Genomic DNA, 19,240 nt, shown 5'->3' on the forward strand with positions numbered 1-19,240 from the left:
GGCGCGAACGCTCGGGCCGGGGCGGGAATGCGAAAGCCCACCCCGTAGGTTGGCTATGAGTGCAAGCTCGTCACGTGCCCGTACGCCCCCGCGTCCACCGGCGACGCCCCGGGGACGTGACACCGAAGAGGAATGCTGAGGAGCTGCTGTGTCGCTGCCGCCGCTGGTCGAACCGGCCGACGAGCTCACCGTCGACGAGGTTCGCCGCTACTCCCGCCACCTGATCATCCCCGACGTGGGCATGGACGGCCAGAAGCGCCTGAAGAACGCCAAGGTTCTTGTGGTGGGCGCCGGCGGGCTCGGCTCGCCCGCGCTGCTGTACCTGGCCGCCGCCGGCGTCGGCACCTTGGGCGTCATCGACTTCGACGAAGTCGACGAGTCCAACCTCCAGCGCCAGGTCATCCACGGGCAGAGCGACGTCGGCAAGCCCAAGGCCGAGTCGGCGCGCGAAAGCATCGAGGAGATCAACCCGAACACGAAGGTCGTCCTGCACCAGGACCACCTCGACTCCGACAACGCGCTGGAGATCTTCGAGGGCTACGACCTCGTTCTCGACGGGACCGACAACTTCGCGACCCGCTATCTGGTCAACGACGCCTGCGTGCTGCTGAACAAGCCCTACGTGTGGGGTTCGATCTTCCGCTTCGACGGCCAGGTCAGCGTCTTCTGGAACGAGTACGGCCCGCAGTACCGGGACCTCTACCCCGAGCCCCCGCCGCCCGGGATGGTCCCCTCCTGCGCCGAGGGCGGCGTGCTGGGCGTGCTGTGCGCCTCGATCGGCTCGATCATGGTCAACGAGGCCATCAAGCTGATCTGCGGAATCGGCGACCCGCTGGTCGGCCGCCTGATGATCTACGACGCCCTGGAGATGACCTGGAAGACGGTCAAGGTCCGCAAGGACCCCGAGGGCGAGCCGGTCACCGAGCTCATCGACTACGAGGCGTTCTGCGGCCAGGTCTCCGACGAGGCCGAGCGGGCCGCCCAGGGGGCGACGATCACCGCCCCCGAGCTCAAGGACATGATGGACAAGGACGAGGACTTCTACCTCGTCGACGTCCGGGAGCAGCACGAGTACGAGATCGTCAACATCCCCGGCGCCGTCCTCATCCCCAAGGGCGAGTTCCTCAACGGCGAGGCGTTCGGCAAACTGCCCCAGGACAAGCGCATCGTCCTGCACTGCAAGTCGGGTGCGCGCTCGGCCGAGGCGCTCGGCGCGCTCAAGGGCGCCGGCTTCGACAGCGCCGTCCACGTCGGCGGCGGTGTGCTGGCCTGGGTCAACCAGGTCGACCCGAGCCTGCCCGCCTACTGAGGTACCGGCTCCCGGCACCGCTCCGTCTCCGGGCCGCCGCGGCACCGCGCCGCGGCGGCCCGTACGCGTGTCGGGCGCCGGTGCTCCGGCGGTGCCGCGTGGCGGTCCGCCGGTTCCGCGGGCCGCGCGGCGGGTAGGTGCGCGCAGACGACATCCGACGAGCATGGAGGTGCGGCGATATGCGAAGCGCCAGAACATGGGCGGACTGGCTGGCCCTTCTCGCGGGTAGCGCCGTTTCCGTGAGCCACATCTGGCACGGCCTGCTGGGAGTCGGGATGGCGGGGCTGTTCCTGCTCGGCGTGCTTCTGGTGTTCCTGTCCTGCCTGGCCGTCATCCACCCGGAGCTGTTCGTCGTCGAAGCGGCCACGGTCGTGACGGGCCTGCTCCTGATCGCGGCGCCGTGGCTGCTGGGCTTCTCCGGTACCGCCTCGGCGGCGCTGACCGCGTGGATCGCCGGCGCTGTCGCGGTGGTCACGGGCCTGGCCACCCTGCCGGGATCCGTCGCGCTGTACCGCCGCATCGTCCCGCCGCAGCCCACGGAGCACCTGCTGAGCGGTTAGACCGCGCTCCTGCGCCGCCGCCGGGGTGACCGCCCCCGCGCCCGGCGGTACTACGATCGGGCCATGCCGCACGCGTTCACTCGTCACACCGCTTATGTGGAGCGGGTCCTGGAGGTCGCCGAGGCGATCCCGGTCGGCATGGTCATGGGCTACGGCGACATCGCCGAGTACCTGGGTGAGGGCGGTCCCCGCCAGGTGGGCTCGGTGATGTCGGCGTGGGGCGGCGCCGTCTGCTGGTGGCGCGTCATCCGGTCCGACGGCAGGCCGCCGCCCGGTCACGAGGTCGAAGCTCTGCAGCATTACGCGGCCGAAGCCACCCCCATGCGCCCGGCCGGCGACCGGGTCGACATGCGCCGCGCCCGCTGGGACGGCGCAGCCCCGCCGGAGCACACGGACGTCCGGCCGGAGGGCCGCACATAGGTCCGCTTCCCGGCCCCTTTTTCCCGGGCACCCGGGCCCCGCGCTCCGGGAACGCCCCGGATCACGCCCGGTCGGCCGATGCAGGCCTACCGCTCCGATTCCATTCCGCGGGAGACGCCTGTTGCATTCGAGGCGCATAGGTGTCGGGACATAGGTTCGTCGGTTCTTTCTTCCGCGGCGCATGCGGCGGTGCATCCCGGCAAACCCGTCGGGGGTTTCCGATAGCGGCCGGAAGATTTCCGGTGCTCATGTGAACCGCAAAGACGTACGGGAGTCGGTGCCCCGTCCCCTCCGGTTCCGGTCAGCAGTTCCGTGTTTTCACTGAAGTGTTCGGGGAAGCACTGCTACATTCGTATTCGAACCTGCACGCTAGTCGCGCACAGCGCCGGTTCCGGGCCCGCGGACGGGCAGCACCCTCATCCCCCCGAATTTCCCTCGGACGCACACGCATTCGGATCGGCGTTCCCCGGTTCGCCCGTCACTCTCTCGGGCGCCGGTCCATCGGGCGGGGAGCCGGGCTCCGGTCCACGACACCGGGCGCGGTGGAGGGAGTCTGAGTGCTTACCGAAAGCACCGGCCGGATCCACGGCCGCAACGAAGCGGTCGAGGACCTCAGAAACCATATGAGACGCGCAGTCCCGGCGGAAAAGCGGCCCGGTCTGCTGCTGTACACCGGGACCGGCGGAAGCGGAAAGTCGGCCCTCCTCGGCAAGTTCGAGGATGAACTCCGTCAGATCGTTCCCTATGCGGCTTTCGATTTCGCCCGTGCCGGAAACGACTTCGGCCTCCCGGAGGTGCTTTCGGTTCTGGCGTTCCAACTGGGCCAGCGGTGCCCGGGGTACGGCCGCTTGCGGTTCCACCGGCTCGTGATGGGTCGGCTGGCGATGAAAGAGAAGGTCGACTTCACCGACCATGCGGGTGCGCGGCGCCACGTCCTCCACGTGCTGCGCAACTACCGCGGGAAAGGCCGGGTCTACGACGCCGTATGGGCGTTCACCCGCGAGAGCGCCGGCGGTCTGGCGGGGGCGGCCGGTCTCCCGGAGCCGCTGAAGTCCTCCGTCGGCGCGGTCGCGGCACGGGGAATCGACTTCATCGGATCCCGCGAATCGAGCGGTTCCTTCCTGCTGGGCGAGTCCTTCCGCTGGTACGAGCACCGCGGCCGGGGGGACACCGGAAAGCCGCTGGACTCCCTGGTCAAGCTCAGCGCCTACGCGGGAAATCTCGCCGACCCGGCGAAGCGCGAGTTCGTCGACACGACCCTGATCGAGGCGTTCCTGGCCGACCTCCGGGCGGCCTTCAGCCGCGGCCTGCGCGCCAAGCCGGGCATGTACGACTGCGTACTCCTGCTGGACAACATCGACAAGGAACTCGGCCAGGAATTCCGGTCCCGGTTCCTGGCGGCGGTCAAGAGGGAAGCCAACACCGCCCTGTCCCCGGCTCCGCTGGTGGTGGCGGCCACCAGCCGCAGGCCGAGCGTGGCGGAGACGAACGAGAGCCGGGTACGCGTGCACCCGCTGCGGGACCTCACCGCCGACGAAGCGGCCGACCTGGCACCCACCGCTATGCCCGGCGACGTCCACCGCAGGTTCCCCGGCCTGGTGCACCGCCTCACAGGCGGCCATCCGGGTGCGACGGCGCTGCTGTTCGAGACCGCGGCGGCCTGGCCGACGGCCGCCGAAGGCGGGTTGGCCAAGCTGCTGGCCCAGCAGCACCCCCGAGACGACGGTGACGGAAACGCGCAGGCGACCGTCGAGGAGCGCCTGCGGGACGACCTCGTGCGCGGCCTGTCCGGAGTCCCCGCAGCCGCGGACGTGGACCGCGGGATGCTGGCGACGCTGGCGGCCTTCGCCGCCGCGCGCAGCGACGAGGACGCCGCCTGGATCGTCTCCGAGTACCTCGGAGGCTCGCTGACCGGATTCATCGGAGCCGAGTCGCTGTGGCGGTCGTGCCTGTGGCACGAGGGCGCCACCACCGGCGACCGGGTGCTGCTGCGGCGACTGCTGTTGCGCTGGTCGTCCCAGCAGGGCGACGACCCCGTCCCGCGGCTGCGCGGCCGGCTGCGCGAGCGCTGCCGCACCGGCGGCGACACGGTCGGCGAGCTGTACCACGCCCTGGGCGCCGGCGACGTCGCCGCGTGCTCGCGCGGGCTGGCCGAGAAGCTGCCGGAGACGGGCGAGGAGACCGACTGGGTCGGGCTGCTGCACGCGGTCACCGCGGTACCGCGGGTGGCCGATGCGACCGGTCCGGCGCCGTCCGACCCGCAGACGGAACCGGCGGGCCGGGTGGGGGACACGTGCGACCACCTGGCCGCGGTCGCCCGCGTCGCCGTCGGCCTGTGGCGCGTCGGCGACCCCTTCACCGTCGACGGCCGCTGGTTCCTGCACAAGCGGATCGCCCGGGACCTACAGGAACTGGCCAACCACGCGGGCAACCCGATGGCCCTGTACCAGGAGGCCGAGCGACACGGCGAACTCGCTCGGGACTGGGAGGAGTAGCCGGCCGCACCCCCGTTCGGCGGACGGCAGAACCGAGGAGGATACGTGTCGCAGGAGAATTCGGCCGAGTCCACCGGAGACGACTCCGGCAACGAAGGAGCCATCCCGCGCCCATGGCCCGTGCGGCTCTGGGAGCAACGGCGCCGCATCCTGGCCTGGGGAGCGGCGGCCACGGCGCTCGTGCTCGTCGCGGGCGCCCTGTGGTGGGGCGTGCCCCGCCTGCGCTGCGGCGGGCTGGGCAACGGGGTCAGCCACGTCGACGGGGAATGCGTCGGAGTCACCGACGGCTCGTTCGTCTTCGCCGAGGAGGAGCTGGGGGAGGTCCAGCGCAACATCGACGCCGAGAACCGATGGGCCGCATCCCGGGCCGAGCAGACCGGCGTGCCGCTGGTCAAGGTCGCGCTGCTGGCGCCCCTGACCCCCGAACCCAACGGCGCGATCACCCCCGGCCAGGTGCGCAGCGCCTTGGAAGGCGCCTACGTGGCCCTGCGCCGGGCCAACCGCAGCGGGTTTCCGCGCGGCGACGATCCGCTGATCCAGCTCCGCCTCGCCAACGAGGGCAGCCGCCAAGCACAGTGGCGCACGACCGTGTCCCGAATCGAGGAGATGACCGAAGACGACGTCCCGCTGGTCGCGGTGCTGGGGCAGGCGCTGAGCACCACGCGCACGCGCCGGGCCGCCGAGCGGCTCTCGGACCGGGGGATCCCGATGGTCACCGGCGCCACCACGGCCGACGGCCTCGACCACGCCGAGATCCCCGGCCTGATCCGGGCGGCGCCCAGCAATACGGATTTCGCCGCGGCGCTGGACGGCTACGTCGACGGCCGCGACGACCTCGAAACGGCGGTAATGGTCTTCGACCGGGTCTCCGACGACCTGTTCGTCAACACGCTGCGCACGGCCTACGAGGAGAAACTCGGCGACCACATCGCCTTCCCCGACCAGCCGTTCTCGGGACGGGCGATCGCCGACGAAGGCACGAACGTCTTCTACCCCATCACCCAGAACATCTGCTCGGCCGAGCCGGACATGGTGTTCTTCGCCGGGCGGGCGACCGACATGCGGCTGTTCATCGACGCGCTGGCCAGCAGCGCGGGCGTGTGCACCGAGCCGCTGTCGGTGCTCTTCGCCGAGGTGGGCATGTATCCGTGGGACGACGAGGCCCTGGACACCCTGCACGACCGGGACATCACCATCCTCAACGCGTCGGGTTTCGACCCCCGCTGGGCCGAGGGCGGCGGGCAGGACCCGCCCGACGGGTTCGCCGCCTTCCGCGACCACTTCGGCGACCTGGTGGACCGCTCTCCCGAGGCGCTCGACAACGGTTACGCCGCGACCTATCACGACGCCATGGCGGTCACGGTGAACGCGATCCGCATCACCGACCCGCGGAACGAGGACGCTCCTCCGCCCGCGCCCCAGGACATCCGCGACCGGCTGCTGCTGCTCAACGAGCAGCACGACGTCCAGGGCGCGACCGGAACCCTGAGTTTCACCCAGGACCGCTCGGGCAACCCGGTGGGCAAGCACGTCCCGGTGGTGCCCGTCCCGTTCTCGGAGGAGGCCGGCGACAGCGCCACCTACGTCACCGGCTCGTAGCGCCCAGCGGCGGCGGGCCGCCCGGTTCCCGGAGTCCGGGCGGCCCCCGGCGGATTCCGCGCGCGGTACGTGGGGGTGATGCCCCGATTCTCCGGTAGCGCACAGTGATCGAGTGCTACCTTTCCGGTGAATCCGCGCGCGGCTCGCGCAGCGCGGCGGCTCCGGCCGCCCCCGACACCGGCGCACCGCCGGTCCCCTCGTTCCCACCGGACTTCCCGGCCGCGCCCCAGGATCCGGCCTCCTCGGAACACGGCACCGATCCGGGACGCCGGGCGGCGCCCGACCCGGCGGAACCCGGGCGACGACCCCCCGATACCCCAGCACTCCCAGAAGGAAGGTGAGGACGCCTGTGACACCGCACGCGACTCCGCACCGCGCGCCGCCCGGCTCCGCGGGCGGCGCGTTCCCCCCGCCGAAGCCGGTCTCCCTCTTCCGGTTCCTGATGCGGATCCTGGGCCTCGTCGCGGCCGGTGCGGCACTGGCGCTGGTCGCGTCCTCCGCCTGGTGGGCGGTGCCGGCCCTGCGGTGCGGCGGCCCCGTGGGCGCGATCCGGTCCGTGGACGGCCAGTGCGTCGGTGTCACCGACGGCTCCTTCGAGTTCTCGGACGACTTCGCCGGAATCCAGGACGACATCCGCGCCGAGAACGAGCGGGTCGCGCGGATGGTGGCCGAGGAGGGCGCCGCCGCCGTCAAGGTCGCCCTGCTGGCGCCGCTGACCCCCGTCGAGTCCGGGCCGATCTCGCCGGGTCAGGTCCGCAGCCTGCTCGAAGGCGCCTACGTCGGGGTGTACCGGGCCAACCGCACGAACGAGTTCGGAGACAAGAAGCCGCTCATCCAGCTCTACCTGGCCAACGAGGGCAGCCGGCAGCTCCAGTGGCGCTACCCCGTTTCCCGGATCGAGGACATGACCGACGACGACATCCCGCTCGTGGCGGTGATGGGCCAGGCCCTGAGCACGACGCGCACGCAGCAGGCGGCCGAGCGGCTCTCGGACCGGGGGATCGCCATGGTCACCGCCACAGCGACCGGGGACGGGCTCGACCACGGCGGCGTCCCCGGCCTGCTGCGCGCCTCGCCGAGCAACACCGACTTCGCCGCGGCGCTGGACCGCTACCTCACGGGCCGCGACGATCTGGAGTCGGGGATCATGGTCTACGACCGGGTCCAGGAGGACCTCTTCGTGTCCACGCTGCGCGCCGCCTACCAGCGGCGCCTGGGTGATCACTTCGATTTCCCGCACCAGGGGTTCTCCGGCGCCTCGGTCGTCGACGGCGGGGCCGACGTCTTCTTCCCCATCAGGCAGACCATCTGCACGGCCCGGCCCGACATGGTCGCCTTCGCGGGGCGCGCGACGGACCTGCGGACGTTTCTGAACGTGCTGAGCGAGCGGGTCTGCAACGCAGACCCCGTATCGGTCCTGTTCGCCGAGACCGGCCGCTACCCCTGGAGCGACGAGGACCTGGCGATGCTGCAGGAGGGCAACATCACCATCCTCAACGCCACCTCCGCCGATCCCCGGTGGGCCGAGCCGGGCGACCAGGGCGAGCCGGCGGGCTACGCCGACTTCCACGAGCGCTATCGCGGCCTGGTCAGCCGGGATCCGCAGAAGCTGGAGAACGGCTACGCCGTCGCGTTCCACGACGCCATGGCGGTCACGGTCCGGGCCGTGCGCATCGCCGACCCCTTCGGGGACGGTCCGCCGACCCTGCGCGAAGTCCGCGACCACCTGCTGCTGCTGAACGAGCGGCACACGGTCCGGGCGGCCACCGGGACCCTGAGCTTCAGCTCCGAGCGGGACGGCAACCCCGGCGGCAAACACGTCCCGGTGGTGCCCGTCCCGTTCTCGGAGGAGGCCGCCGACGACGCCCCCTACGTCACCGCCGACCCGTCGTAGGACCGCCCGGCGGCGGGGCGGCTTCGGCACGGTCTGAGCGCCTGTCGGGCGGGTCCGCCGGAAACGATCTCGGGGGTTGCACCGTTCTCCGGCGCCGCGCCGGTAACAACCCCGCGCTCGGCGGGACCGGGGCCGGGCCGCATCCCGGCGCCGCCCGCGCCGCCGGTCCGTGTGCTGGCACAATGTTGCGGTGACCCAATCCGATTCCTCCGGCGATGCGCGCCTGCTCACGCCCGGCGACGTGCGGCGGCTCGCCGAACGCACGGGGCTGCGGCCGACCAAGACGCTCGGGCAGAACTTCGTCGTCGACGGCGGGACCGTGCGGCGCATCGTGCGCACGGCCGAGGTCGGTGGCGACGACGCGGTGCTGGAGGTCGGCCCCGGGCTCGGGTCGCTGACCCTCGCGCTGCTGCCCCACGTCCGCGCCGTCACGGCCGTGGAAGTCGACCCGCGCCTGGCCGAGACGCTGCCGCAGACGGCGGCGGAGTTCTGCCCCGCCTACGCCCGCCGACTACGCGTGGTCACCGCCGACGCGGTGCGCGTCACCGCGATCCCGGGACCCGCCCCTACGGCGCTGGTCGCCAACCTGCCCTACAACGTCGCCGTCCCGGTACTGCTGCACCTGCTGGAACTGCTGCCGAGCTTGGAGCGCGTGCTCGTCATGGTCCAGGCCGAGGTCGCCGACCGGCTCGCCGCCGCTCCGGGCAGTCGGACCTACGGCGCGCCCTCGGCCAAGGCGGCCTGGTACGCCGAGGTGCGCAGGGCGGGGTCGGTCGGACGCGGCGTTTTCTGGCCGGTGCCCAACGTCGGGTCCGGGCTCGTCGCGCTGCGGCGCAGGAGCGCACCGCCCACCGGCGCCGACGGGGCGCGGCCCGACCGCCGCGCGGTGTTCGCGGTCGTCGACGCCGCCTTCGCGCAGCGGCGCAAGACCCTGCGTGCGGCGCTGGCCGGCTGGGCGGGCTCGGCGGCGGCGGCCGAACGAGTGCTGCGGGCCGCCGGAATCGACCCGGGCGCCCGCGGGGAGTCGCTGGACATCGCGGCATTCGCCGGGATCGCCGCGCACGCCGACCGCGCCGCCGACCCCGGCGAAGCCGGGAACGGGAGCGGCTGAACCGCGGGAGCGCGGCCCTGCGGGCCTCAGCCCGCCCGGGTGACGTCGGCGACGTCGACCACGGCGGGCGAACCGCCGTCGCCGCTGCTCAGGTGCAGCGTTGCGGTGGCGACGTCGTTCTCGTCGGAGACGATGAACACCAGCCGGCCCTCGGCCCGCTCCCCGCTCGGCACGGGATGCCACAGGGGAGCGCGGGCCTCGGTGCCCAGCGGCTCCGACGCCGGCAGGACCTCCTGGCGCCCCTCCAGCCGCTGCCGCTCGTGGTCCAGCGAGACGCGCTCGGGGCCGGTGTTGTGCACCGACAGCGCGAAGACGCAGTAGGTGCCGCGGTGCACCGTGGAGCGGCCCTCGATCTCGGCGGAGCACTCGTACTCCTGCACCGTGAACACCATGCGGCCGTCGCCGGCGGTGTCGGGCGCCGCCGTCGCGTCGGCGGCGCCCTCGTCCTCGCCCTCGTCCTCGGCGTCGGGAGCGGCTTGCGCACCGCCGCCGTCGTCGTCCTCGGACCGGCCGTCGGAGTCCTCCGCCCCCGACGCCGACCCCGACCCGATCAGGTTCTGCATCCCCAGCAGCGTGAGCGTGGTGAACAGCAGTACGACCAGGACCACGGCGGCCACCGCGGTGACGGCCACCCAACGGCGCCGCCTGCCCGGCTGCACGGGTCGGTGCGGCGGCAGCGAGGCGGGCGGCACGTACGGCTGAGCGCGCGGGCGTGCGTTGGCCCCGGGGCCGTGCTCGTGGCCGGGAGGCGGCCCCGTCTGGTTCGGTGCGGCCGCGGGGAACTGGCCGGTCTGGTGCCCCTGTGGCCCTTGGTGCTGCTGCGGTCCCGGGCCCTGCGGTGCGCCCGGCCCGCCCGGCCCCGGCCCCTGCGGGGGGCCCGGGCCGGGCTGCGGGGGAGCGGGCGCCTGCGCCGCCTGGGGACCCTGGGGCCCTATGCCCGCCGGGCGCTGCACGGGTTGGCTGTGGTGGTTGGGCTGCGCCGGCATCGGTGCCTGCTGGGGCGGTCCCGGGTAGGGCTGGCCGCCGCCGGGGGGCGGGCCGCCCGGCCCCGGCTGGGGCGGATGGGGCATGCCGGTGGCGGTCTGGTGCGGGTTGGGCGGCGGCCCCGGCGGGGGCATGGGCCCCGCGGGCGGCAGGTTGGGCCGCCACGAGTTGTGCAGCGCATGGCTGACCATCTCGTTGGCGTCGTCGCCGCCGCTGCCGCCCTCGTCGCCGCCGGCCAGCTCCAGCAGCAGGTCCTGGGCCTTGGGCCGGCGATCGGGCTCCTTGGCCAGAGTCTGCGCCACCAGGCGGTCCAGCGGACTGTCGAGCGCGCCGATCTGCGGGTCGGCGAACAGCACCCGCTTGCCCAGCGTCATGGCGTCGCCGTTGCCGAACGGGTGGACGCCGCTGCCCGCGAACGCCACCAGGCACCCCCAGGCGAAGATGTCGGCCGAGGTGGTGACGTTCTCCTCCAGCAGCTGCTCCGGCGCCATCCAGCCGGGGCTGCCCATGACGATGCCGGTCTGGGTGTGGTTGGTCGAGGTGTTCATCGCCCGAGCGATGCCGAAGTCGATCACGCGCGGCCCCGACAGCGACAGCAGCACGTTGGCCGGTTTCAGGTCGCGGTGCACCAGGCCGGTGCGGTGGATGGCCGCCAGCGCGGCGGCGATCCCCAGCGCGAAGCCGTGCAGGGTGCTGGAGTCCAGCGCGCCGTGCTCGGAGACGTGCTCGGCCAGCGCGGTGCCCGCGATGTACTCGGTGACCATGTACGGGCGGCCCTCGAAGGTCCCGTGGTCGAGCACTTTGGCCGTGCAGAAGGATGCGACCCTGCGGGCGTTCTCCATCTCGTCGCGGAAGCGCGCCCGCGTGGGCTCGTCGAAAGCGAGCTCGGGACGGATCACCTTGATCGCGACGTGGGCGCCCTTCTCGGGGGTGCGGCCGAGGTAGACCGACCCCATTCCACCGCTGCCCAGGCGACCGGACAGCACATAGGGGCCGATGGTCGCCGGATCTCCGGCGGCCAGCGGTTCCAGGTTCTTCGGGAGCCCATCCGACGGCAAGCGACCCTCCCCGACGGTGTCCAAACTCCGACGGTCCCCAAGGTAGCGGTGTTCGCGCCCAGATACCCACCCGGGCAGGCCACGGCGCCCGCATCCGGACGACCGGGATCCCGGGGCGGGCGGGAGCCCGCCGGCGAACCGCCCGCCGCCATCATGCGGCCGCGCCCGGGGCAGGGGCGACCGACATCGCGGTTGGGGGGTTCACGGGGGCGGGGATTCCTTTACGATCTAGGACTCGTGACCACTACGACCGCCGTGACCGTTCGGGTCCCCGCAAAGGTGAACCTTCAGCTGGCGGTGGGGCCGGCGCGCGAAGATGGATACCACGATCTGGTCAATGTCTTCCACGCAGTAGCGCTGTTCGACGAGGTTACCGTCACCGGCGCCCGAACGCGCGCAACAGGGGGCCCGGCGGAGCTGACGGCCGAGGACGCGAGCGGGGGCGCACTGGCCGCGCACGTGGCCCGCGTGCCGCTCGATTCCACGAACCTGGCCTGGCGCGCCGCCGAACTGCTCGCACACGAGGCCGGTGCGCGGCAGCCGGTGCGCCTGCACGTGCGCAAGGCGATCCCGGTCGCCGGCGGAATGGCCGGCGGCAGTGCCGACGCCGCTGCCGCTCTGGTGGCCTGCGACGCCTTCTGGGGAACCGGGCTGGATCGCGGCCGGCTGCTGGAGCTGGCCGCTCGGCTGGGCAGCGACGTCGCGTTCCCGCTGGTCGGCGGCACGGCCGTGGGTACCGGCCGCGGCGAGGTGCTCGCCCCCGCCCGCTGCGCAACGCGGCTGCACTGGGCCTTCGCGCTGTCCGAGGGCGGGCTGTCCACACCCGGGGTTTTCGGCGCCTACGATCGCCTGCGGCCCGACGCGCCACGGCCCCGGGCGGATCCGGCGCTGATGGCGGCGTTGGAGGCGGGTGACGCCGCCGGCGTCGGCGCCGCCCTGAGCAACGACCTGCAGCCCGCCGCCGTGTCGCTGCGCCCGGTGCTGGCGGAGTCTCTGGAGGCCGGCCGGGCGGCGGGGGCGCTGGGCGCGTTCGTCTCCGGATCCGGTCCGACGTGTGCGTTCCTGGCGGAATCCGCCGAGCACGCCGAGCGGGTCGCCGCGGCGGTGCGCACCGCCTCCGACTGCACGCACGCCGTCACCGCCTATGGGGACGTGCCGGGAGCGGTGATCCGCTGAGCGGCCCGCGGCGCTCCGGTCGGCCGCTGCCCCGGAAGGCCCCCGCACCGGAGCGCTCCGCAGCCCCTGCGCTGCCCGGAGGGGCGCGCGGCGCACCGGATTCGCGCGGGCGGCCGCCCGGGCCTTGACCTCACGTTCGGTTCAGGTATGAGACTGGCGCCATGCCTACCGCACCAGCGTTCACCAGGTACGCCGACCTTCCCGCGCTGTCGGGGCTGATGACCGGCGACGAGAAGCACCGCAGCGCCGCCGAGTCCACCCGCGAGGTCCTGTGGGTGCTCTACGACCGCGTCCTCGACGTTTCGCCGGAGACCGCCGACGACCCCGACCGCGACCGGTTCCTGCTGTCCAAGGGACACGGACCCGTGCCCTACTACGCGGTCCTGGCCGCGAAGGGCTTCATCGACCTGGCGACGCTGCGCCGCTGGGCCGAATTCGACTCCCCGCTGGGGCACCACCCCGACCGGACCCGGATCCCCGGTGTCGAGATCAGCAGCGGCTCCCTCGGCCACGGACTGGGACTGGGCGTGGGCACCGCGCTGGGACTGCGCGCTCAGGGCCGCACCCGCCCCCGCGTCGTCGTCCTCATGGGCGACGGCGAATTCGACGAGGGCAGCAACCACGAGGCCGTCGCCGCCGCCGGCCGCCTGGGCCTCGACAACCTCACCGCCGTCGTCGTCGACAACAGCTCGGCCACCCACGGCTGGCCCGGCGGCATCGGCACGCGCTTCTCCGCCGAAGGCTGGCAGACCCGCTCCGCCCCCGGCCGCGACCGGTCCGCCCTCGACGACGCCCTGACGCGGCCGCACCGCGGCCGGCCGCTCGCCGTCGTCGCCCGCGTCCGCCCGAAAGGATGACCGCCATGACCGCAGCACCGCCCGCACCGGCCCCGGCAGTGACCGCCCAGCCGATGCGCGACGTCTTCGCCGAGACCGCCGCCGCCGCGCTGGACGCCGACCCGCGGCCGGTCGTCGTCCTCGCCGACGTCTCCGCCGACCGCTTCACCGACGCGGCCCGGCGCCACCCCGACCGCGTCGTCAACCTGGGGATCCGGGAGCAGTCGATGATCGGCGTCGCCGGCGGCCTGGCGCTCACCGGCATGCGGCCGATCGTCCACACGTTCGCGCCGTTCCTGGTGGAGCGGCCGTTCGAGCAGGTCAAGCTCGACCTCGGCCACCAGGGGGTCGGTGCGGTCCTGGTCAGCTCGGGCGCCTCCTACGACGGCGCCCACTACGGCAGGACGCATATGGCGCCCGGCGACGTCGCGCTCCTGGACTCGCTGCCCGAGTGGACCGTGCACGTCCCCGGGCACGCCGCCGAGGTGCCGCCGATCCTGGAATCGGCGCTGCGCGGGGACGGCAACGTCTACGTCCGCCTCAGCGAGCGCGGCAACGCCGCCGCCCGCCCCGCCGGCCCGGGCACGCACCCGATCCGGTCGGGCTCGGGGCGCTCCAGCGGGACCGTGCTCGCGGTCGGCCCCATGCTGGACCGCGTGCTGGCCGCCACCGAGGACCTGGACGTCACCGTCGCCTACACCGCCACCGTGCGCCCCTTCGACCGTGAGGGGCTGAACCGCATCGCGGCGCGGGCCGGGCAGGCCGACGTGCTCGTGGTCGAGCCCTATCTGGAGGGCACGTCGGCCCACGAGGTCGCCGCCGCGCTGTCCGACCGCCGCCACCGGCAGCTTTCGCTGGGTGTGCGCCGCGACACCGAAGTCCGCGGCTACGGCACGCCGGCCGACCACGACCGGGCCCACGGCCTCGACACCGCCGGGATCGCCGAGCGGGCCCGTGCGTTCTTCCTGCTGTGACCGCCCTCCCGGGACCGCGCCACCCGCCTCCGCCGCGCCCGGGACCGTGGTCACGGGCACCCGCCAGGGCCACCACAATGGGAAGCACGATGACGAATCTGGTGAACCTGCAAGACGTGTCCCTGGCATACGGGCCGCTCGTACTCCTCGACCGGGTCTCCCTCGGTGTCGACGAAGGCGACCGCATCGGCGTGGTCGGGCGCAACGGCGGCGGCAAGTCCACTCTGGTCTCGGTCATGGCGGGCCGCACCGAGCCCGCCTCCGGGCGCATCGTGCACAGCCGCGGCCTGCGTATCGGCTTCCTCCAGCAGAGCGACACCTTCCCCGACACGACCGTCGGCGGGTTCGTCCTGGGCGACCTCGCCGAGCACGAATGGGCCGGCAGCGCCCGAGTGCGCGACGTGCTGCGGGGCCTGCTCAGCGGGTGGGACCTCGACGCCCCCATGGCCACGCTCTCCGGCGGCGAGCGCCGCCGCACCGCCTTGGCGCGGCTGCTGATCGACAGCCACGACCTCGTCATCCTCGACGAGCCCACCAACCATCTCGACCTCGAAGCCATCGCGTGGCTGGCCGAGCACCTGCGCGGGCGCCGCGAGGCGCTTGCGGTCGTCACCCACGACCGCTGGTTCCTCGACGCCGTCACCAACCGCACCTGGGAGGTCGTCGACGGCCGCGTCGAACGCTACGAGGGCGGATACGCCGCCTACGTGCTCGCCAAAGCCGAGCGCGAGCGGCTGGCGGCAGCGGCCGAGGAGCGGCGGCAGAACCTCATGCGCAAGGAGCTGGCGTGGCTGCGCCGCGGGCCGCCCGCCCGCACCTCCAAGCCCAAGTTCCGCGTCGAGGCCGCCAACGCCCTGATCGCGGGCGAGCCGCCGCCGCGCAACACCGTCGAGCTGGTGCGCTTCGCCAGCTCCCGCCTGGGCAAGTCGGTCATCGACACCGAGAACCTCACCCTCAACGCCGACAGCACCGTCCTGCTCGACCGGCTGGACTGGCAGCTGGGGCCGGGCGACCGCATCGGCCTGGTGGGGATCAACGGGTCGGGCAAGACCTCGCTGCTGCGGGCGCTGTCGGGCGAGCGCGACCCCGACGGCGGGAAGGTGCGCCACGGCAAGACCGTGAACCTCGCCCACTTGTCGCAGACCCTGGCCGAGCTGGCCCCCGAAAAGCGTCCGCTCGAAGCGGTCGAAGAGGTCCGCCGGCACATCACCTTCGGCGGCAAGGAGGTCACCGCCAGCCAGATGCTGGAGCGGTTCGGATTCCGCGGCGAACGCCAGTGGACCCCGATCGGCGACCTCTCCGGCGGCGAGCGGCGGCGCCTGCAGCTGCTGCGGCTGCTGATGAACGAGCCCAACGTCCTGCTGATGGACGAGCCCACCAACGACCTCGACATCGAGACGCTCACCGAGCTGGAAGACCTTCTCGACGGCTGGCCGGGAACCCTGGTGGTGGTCAGCCACGACCGGTGGTTCCTGGAGCGGGTCTCCGACCGCGTGATGGCGCTGATGGGCGACGGCGGCCTGCTGTTCCTTCCGGGGGGCGTCGACGAGTACCTGCAGCGCCGCGCCCGCCAGACCGACGCCGGCGCCGGCGTCCCGGGGCACCGCCCCGAGTCCGGCACCGAAGGCGCGGCCGCTGCCGCTCCGGACGCGGCCCCCAGGCTGTCGGCGGCCGAGCGCCGCTCCGTGCAGAAGGAGGCCCAGCGCATCGAGCGCCGTCTCGACCGCATCGGCACTCGCGAGTCCGAACTCCACGAGCAGATGGCCCAGGCGGCCGACGACTACACGCGCCTGGCCGAGCTCGACTCCGAACTCAAGACCCTCCGGTCCGAGAAGGAGGAGCTTGAGGAGCTCTGGCTCACCGAAGCGGAGAAGATGAGCGACTGACGGCGCGGGCCGGCGGGCGCCCGGATCGCCGGCCCGCACCGCACCACCGCCTGTCGCGCGGATCCCGCTGTGCGGGCGCTGTGCGCGGTGGGAATCGACCGCTGGATCGACGCCGCTCCGGCGGGTCCGTCACTCGTCGAGGGGCGCGAGCACCGACCGCAGCAGCGACGCCAGGGCTCGGCGGTCCTCGCGGGGCAGGCCGGACAGCAGCGACTCCTCGTAGTCGAGCAGGGCCGCCAGCGCCCCGTCGACGCGCTCGCGCCCTTCGGGGGCCAAGCGCACCAGGACGCCGCGCTTGTCGGCGGGGTCGGGGCCGCGCTGCACCAGCCCGGCGGCGGCGAGGCGGTCGATGCGGTTGGTCATGGTGCCGGAGGTGACCAGTGTGGCGCGCAGCAGCCTGCCGGGGCTGAGCTCGTAGGGCGGGCCCGACCGGCGCAGCTCGGCCAGGACGTCGAACTCCCAGGGCTCCAGGCCGTGTTCGGTGAAGACTGCGCGCCTGGCGCGGTCCAGGAGCCGCGCCAGGCGGGACACCCGGCTGAACACCTGGAGTGGCTCGATGTCGAGGTCCGGGCGCTCGGCACGCCAGGCCTCGACCAGACCGTCGACCTCATCACGCATGCCGACAGCCTATCTCTTGATATCAAGATAGTGGTGGTCCGGCGGGCGGTACGGCGCACCGGCGTCCGAGCGGCGCGGCAGGGACTCAGGGCCGGCCCTGCCCGCGCCTGGGGCCGCCGTGGTCCAGCTGCGGCCGGGTCTCCAGATTGGACAGTCCGTTCCACGCCAGGTTGACCAGGTGCGCGGCCACGATCTCGCGCTTGGGCTTGCGGACCTCCAGCCACCACTGCCCGGTCATCGCCACCATGCCCACCAGCGACTGCGCGTACATCGGCGCGAGCTTGGGATCGTAGCCCCGGCTGCTGAACTCCTCGGCGAGGATGTGCTCGACCTGGGTGGCTATGTCGCTGATCAGGCTGGCGAAGCTGCCCGTGCCCGAAGCGGCGTGGGAGTCGCGCGCCAGGATGCGGAAACCCTGGCTGTACTCCTCGACGTAGCCCAGCAGCGCCAGCGCGGCGTTCTCGATCTGGCCGCGCGGGGTGTCAGCGGTCAGCGAGTCGGCGATCATGCCCAGCAGCGTCTGCATCTCGCGGTCGACCACAACCGCATAGACCCCTTCCTTGCCGCCGAAGTGCTCGTAGACGACGGGCTTGGACACGCCGGCCCGGGCTGCGATCTCCTCGACCGACGTGGCGTCGAACCCGCGCTCGGCGAAGAGCTCGCGCCCGATCTGAAGGAGCTGCTCCCGGCGCTGCTTTCCGGTCATACGCCTGCGGCGCGACCGCGGTTGCTGCTCGCTCTCACTGACCGCTGCCATGGGGACCCACTTTAGCTCTCGGCGCTGACGCGCTTGGCGGAAAGCCGGTCGGCGTTGGGCCACCGGACTTTGCTCGCCCATCCGAGTTTCTCAAACACACGGATGACGCGTGCGGAAATGTCCACCTGGCCCTTGAGTACGCCGTGGCGGGCGCACGTGGGGTCGGCGTGGTGCAGGTTGTGCCAGGACTCGCCGAAGGACGGGATGGCCAGCCACCACACGTTGCGCGAGCGGTCGCGGACCTCGAAGTTCTCCTCGCCGATGGTGTGGCAGATGGAGTTGATCGACCAGGTGACGTGGTGCAGCAGGGCGACACGGACGAGGCCGGCCCAGAAGAACGCCGTGAGCGCACCCCACCAGGACATGGTGACCAGTCCGCCGACGATCCCCGGGCCCACCAGCGACAGCAGTACGATCGGGCCGAACCAGCGGTCGACGCGGCGGATGTCGGCGTCCTTGAGCAGGTCCGGCGCGAACCGCTTGGGCGAGGTCTTCTCCTCGTCCAGGTAGAGCCAGGCCATGTGCGCGTAGTACAGGCCCTTGGCCACCGAGCGCCAGTCGTCGCCGAAGCGCCACGGCGAGTGCGGGTCGCCGTCCTGGTCGGCGTACTTGTGGTGGCGCCGGTGGTCGGCGACCCACTTGATGACCGAGCCCTGGATTGCCAGGCTGCCGGCCACGGCCAGCGCGATGCGCAGCGGGCGGTTGGCCTTGAACGAGCCGTGGGTGAAGTGCCGGTGGTAGCCGACCGTGATGCCCAGGCCGCTGACGAGGTAGAACACCGCGCCGATCACGATGTCGGTCAGGGTGAGCCCCCAGCCCCATGCGAAGGGCACTGCGGCGGCCAGAGCCAGGAGCGGGATGAAGACGAAGGCGAAGACGGTGTAGCGCTCCAGCTTGCCCCGGCCTTCCGGGTCGATTTCGGGTTCGCGCTCGCGCTTGTTCCCCTGCGCGGGCGCGGCCTCGTCGGGTGCTGCGGTCATATGTCCACCTTGTTCGTGGGCCGGGTCGCGGAACCGGTGCGCAGCGGCGACTCCGCTCGCTCGTCCGCTGCCCGGTATTCAAGAACCTATACCTACGTAACCGTAACCTACGGTCTCGTAAGTTCCAAGCGGCGGGGACACCCGGGGCCGGATCGCCCGAGGCCGGAGGGTGCGGTGAGCGGGTACGGATGTGCCGACACCCGGGCGGAGCCGCTATCGTTGGCGTGCGGACCGGAAGCGCAGCCCCGCAGCGGGCCCGGACCGTTCTTCCCGGGTGGTCTAAGGGCAGGACACAGGCTTTTGGTGCCTTGAGGTGAGGGTTCGAATCCTTCCCCGGGAGCCCCTACGACACGCGGTGGGCCCCAGTCGGCCCATCGGGTATGTCACAGCGCGCCCGCCGCCCGGTGGGGCCCCGGCAGCAGCGCGGTGCGCCGCGCGTTCGTCCGCCGCGCCGCTCCCGCCGCACACCCGGCCCTGCACAGGCCGGCCGCCGCGGTACGCGCTCCGCCGCATCGGCGCCGTGCGCGGCGGTCGCAGCCTCGTCTGGCAAAGGCCGCATGTATCCTGCCCATGTCGGCCCTGA

15 protein-coding genes and 1 tRNA gene are annotated in these 19,240 nt (G+C 72.7%); 12 read left to right on the plus strand and 4 right to left on the minus strand.

Annotated elements, in window-relative coordinates; genetic code table 11:
- The first annotated feature begins 148 nt into the window (after positions 1-148).
- From moeZ to rsmA, 7 genes are all read left to right on the plus strand, one after another.
- Positions 149-1,309, plus strand: coding sequence for an adenylyltransferase/sulfurtransferase MoeZ (moeZ, locus tag HNR25_RS16150; RefSeq protein WP_184636358.1), 1,161 nt, complete (start codon positions 149-151; stop codon positions 1,307-1,309).
- Positions 1,310-1,488: 179 nt separating this feature from the next.
- Complete coding sequence (locus HNR25_RS16155) at positions 1,489-1,869, plus strand: SPW repeat protein (RefSeq protein ID WP_425579739.1); 381 nt, start codon at positions 1,489-1,491, stop codon at positions 1,867-1,869.
- A gap of 63 nt (positions 1,870-1,932) precedes the next feature.
- Entirely contained in the window at positions 1,933-2,289 is a 357-nt protein-coding gene (locus tag HNR25_RS16160; protein ID WP_184636362.1) for an MGMT family protein, read from the plus strand.
- Between the two features lie 623 nt (positions 2,290-2,912).
- Entirely contained in the window at positions 2,913-4,784 is a 1,872-nt protein-coding gene (locus HNR25_RS16165) for a hypothetical protein (protein WP_184636364.1), read from the plus strand.
- Between the two features lie 45 nt (positions 4,785-4,829).
- Positions 4,830-6,383 (plus strand): ABC transporter substrate-binding protein, encoded by a 1,554-nt coding sequence (locus HNR25_RS16170; RefSeq protein ID WP_184636366.1) that lies wholly within the window; start codon positions 4,830-4,832, stop codon positions 6,381-6,383.
- 349 nt (positions 6,384-6,732) lie between these two features.
- Entirely contained in the window at positions 6,733-8,277 is a 1,545-nt protein-coding gene (locus tag HNR25_RS16175) for an ABC transporter substrate-binding protein (RefSeq protein WP_184636368.1), read from the plus strand.
- A gap of 190 nt (positions 8,278-8,467) precedes the next feature.
- Entirely contained in the window at positions 8,468-9,388 is a 921-nt protein-coding gene (gene rsmA, locus HNR25_RS16180; RefSeq protein ID WP_184636370.1) for a 16S rRNA (adenine(1518)-N(6)/adenine(1519)-N(6))-dimethyltransferase RsmA, read from the plus strand.
- A 26-nt stretch (positions 9,389-9,414) separates the two neighbouring features.
- Here rsmA and HNR25_RS16185 read toward each other — a convergent pair whose 3' ends face one another.
- A complete protein-coding gene (locus tag HNR25_RS16185) occupies positions 9,415-11,430 on the minus strand; it encodes a serine/threonine-protein kinase (RefSeq protein WP_184636372.1) in 2,016 nt (671 codons plus the stop codon).
- Between the two features lie 237 nt (positions 11,431-11,667).
- On the opposite strand from HNR25_RS16185, the gene HNR25_RS16190 reads away from it, so the two are divergent.
- From HNR25_RS16190 to HNR25_RS16205, 4 genes are all read left to right on the plus strand, one after another.
- Positions 11,668-12,606 (plus strand): 4-(cytidine 5'-diphospho)-2-C-methyl-D-erythritol kinase, encoded by a 939-nt coding sequence (locus HNR25_RS16190; RefSeq protein WP_312862573.1) that lies wholly within the window; start codon positions 11,668-11,670, stop codon positions 12,604-12,606.
- Between the two features lie 161 nt (positions 12,607-12,767).
- Entirely contained in the window at positions 12,768-13,463 is a 696-nt protein-coding gene (locus HNR25_RS16195) for a thiamine pyrophosphate-binding protein (RefSeq protein ID WP_184636376.1), read from the plus strand.
- Positions 13,464-13,516: 53 nt separating this feature from the next.
- Positions 13,517-14,416 carry a transketolase family protein gene (locus HNR25_RS16200; protein ID WP_184639402.1) on the plus strand — a complete coding sequence of 300 codons (900 nt, stop codon included), beginning with the start codon at positions 13,517-13,519 and terminating at the stop codon, positions 14,414-14,416.
- A gap of 89 nt (positions 14,417-14,505) precedes the next feature.
- Positions 14,506-16,302 carry an ABC-F family ATP-binding cassette domain-containing protein gene (locus HNR25_RS16205; RefSeq protein WP_184636378.1) on the plus strand — a complete coding sequence of 599 codons (1,797 nt, stop codon included), beginning with the start codon at positions 14,506-14,508 and terminating at the stop codon, positions 16,300-16,302.
- 129 nt (positions 16,303-16,431) lie between these two features.
- Here HNR25_RS16205 and HNR25_RS16210 read toward each other — a convergent pair whose 3' ends face one another.
- From HNR25_RS16210 to HNR25_RS16220, 3 genes are all read right to left on the minus strand, one after another.
- Positions 16,432-16,920 (minus strand): MarR family winged helix-turn-helix transcriptional regulator, encoded by a 489-nt coding sequence (locus tag HNR25_RS16210; protein ID WP_184636380.1) that lies wholly within the window; start codon positions 16,918-16,920, stop codon positions 16,432-16,434.
- An 85-nt stretch (positions 16,921-17,005) separates the two neighbouring features.
- Positions 17,006-17,677 carry a TetR/AcrR family transcriptional regulator gene (locus tag HNR25_RS16215; RefSeq protein WP_184636382.1) on the minus strand — a complete coding sequence of 224 codons (672 nt, stop codon included), beginning with the start codon at positions 17,675-17,677 and terminating at the stop codon, positions 17,006-17,008.
- An 11-nt stretch (positions 17,678-17,688) separates the two neighbouring features.
- Positions 17,689-18,657 (minus strand): acyl-CoA desaturase, encoded by a 969-nt coding sequence (locus tag HNR25_RS16220; protein ID WP_184636384.1) that lies wholly within the window; start codon positions 18,655-18,657, stop codon positions 17,689-17,691.
- Between the two features lie 268 nt (positions 18,658-18,925).
- On the opposite strand from HNR25_RS16220, the gene HNR25_RS16225 reads away from it, so the two are divergent.
- Positions 18,926-18,997, plus strand: a tRNA-Gln gene (locus HNR25_RS16225).
- Positions 18,998-19,240 lie beyond the last annotated feature (243 nt).

Source organism: Streptomonospora salina (assembly GCF_014204715.1).
GTDB classification, from domain to species: Bacteria; Actinomycetota; Actinomycetes; order Streptosporangiales; family Streptosporangiaceae; genus Streptomonospora; species Streptomonospora salina.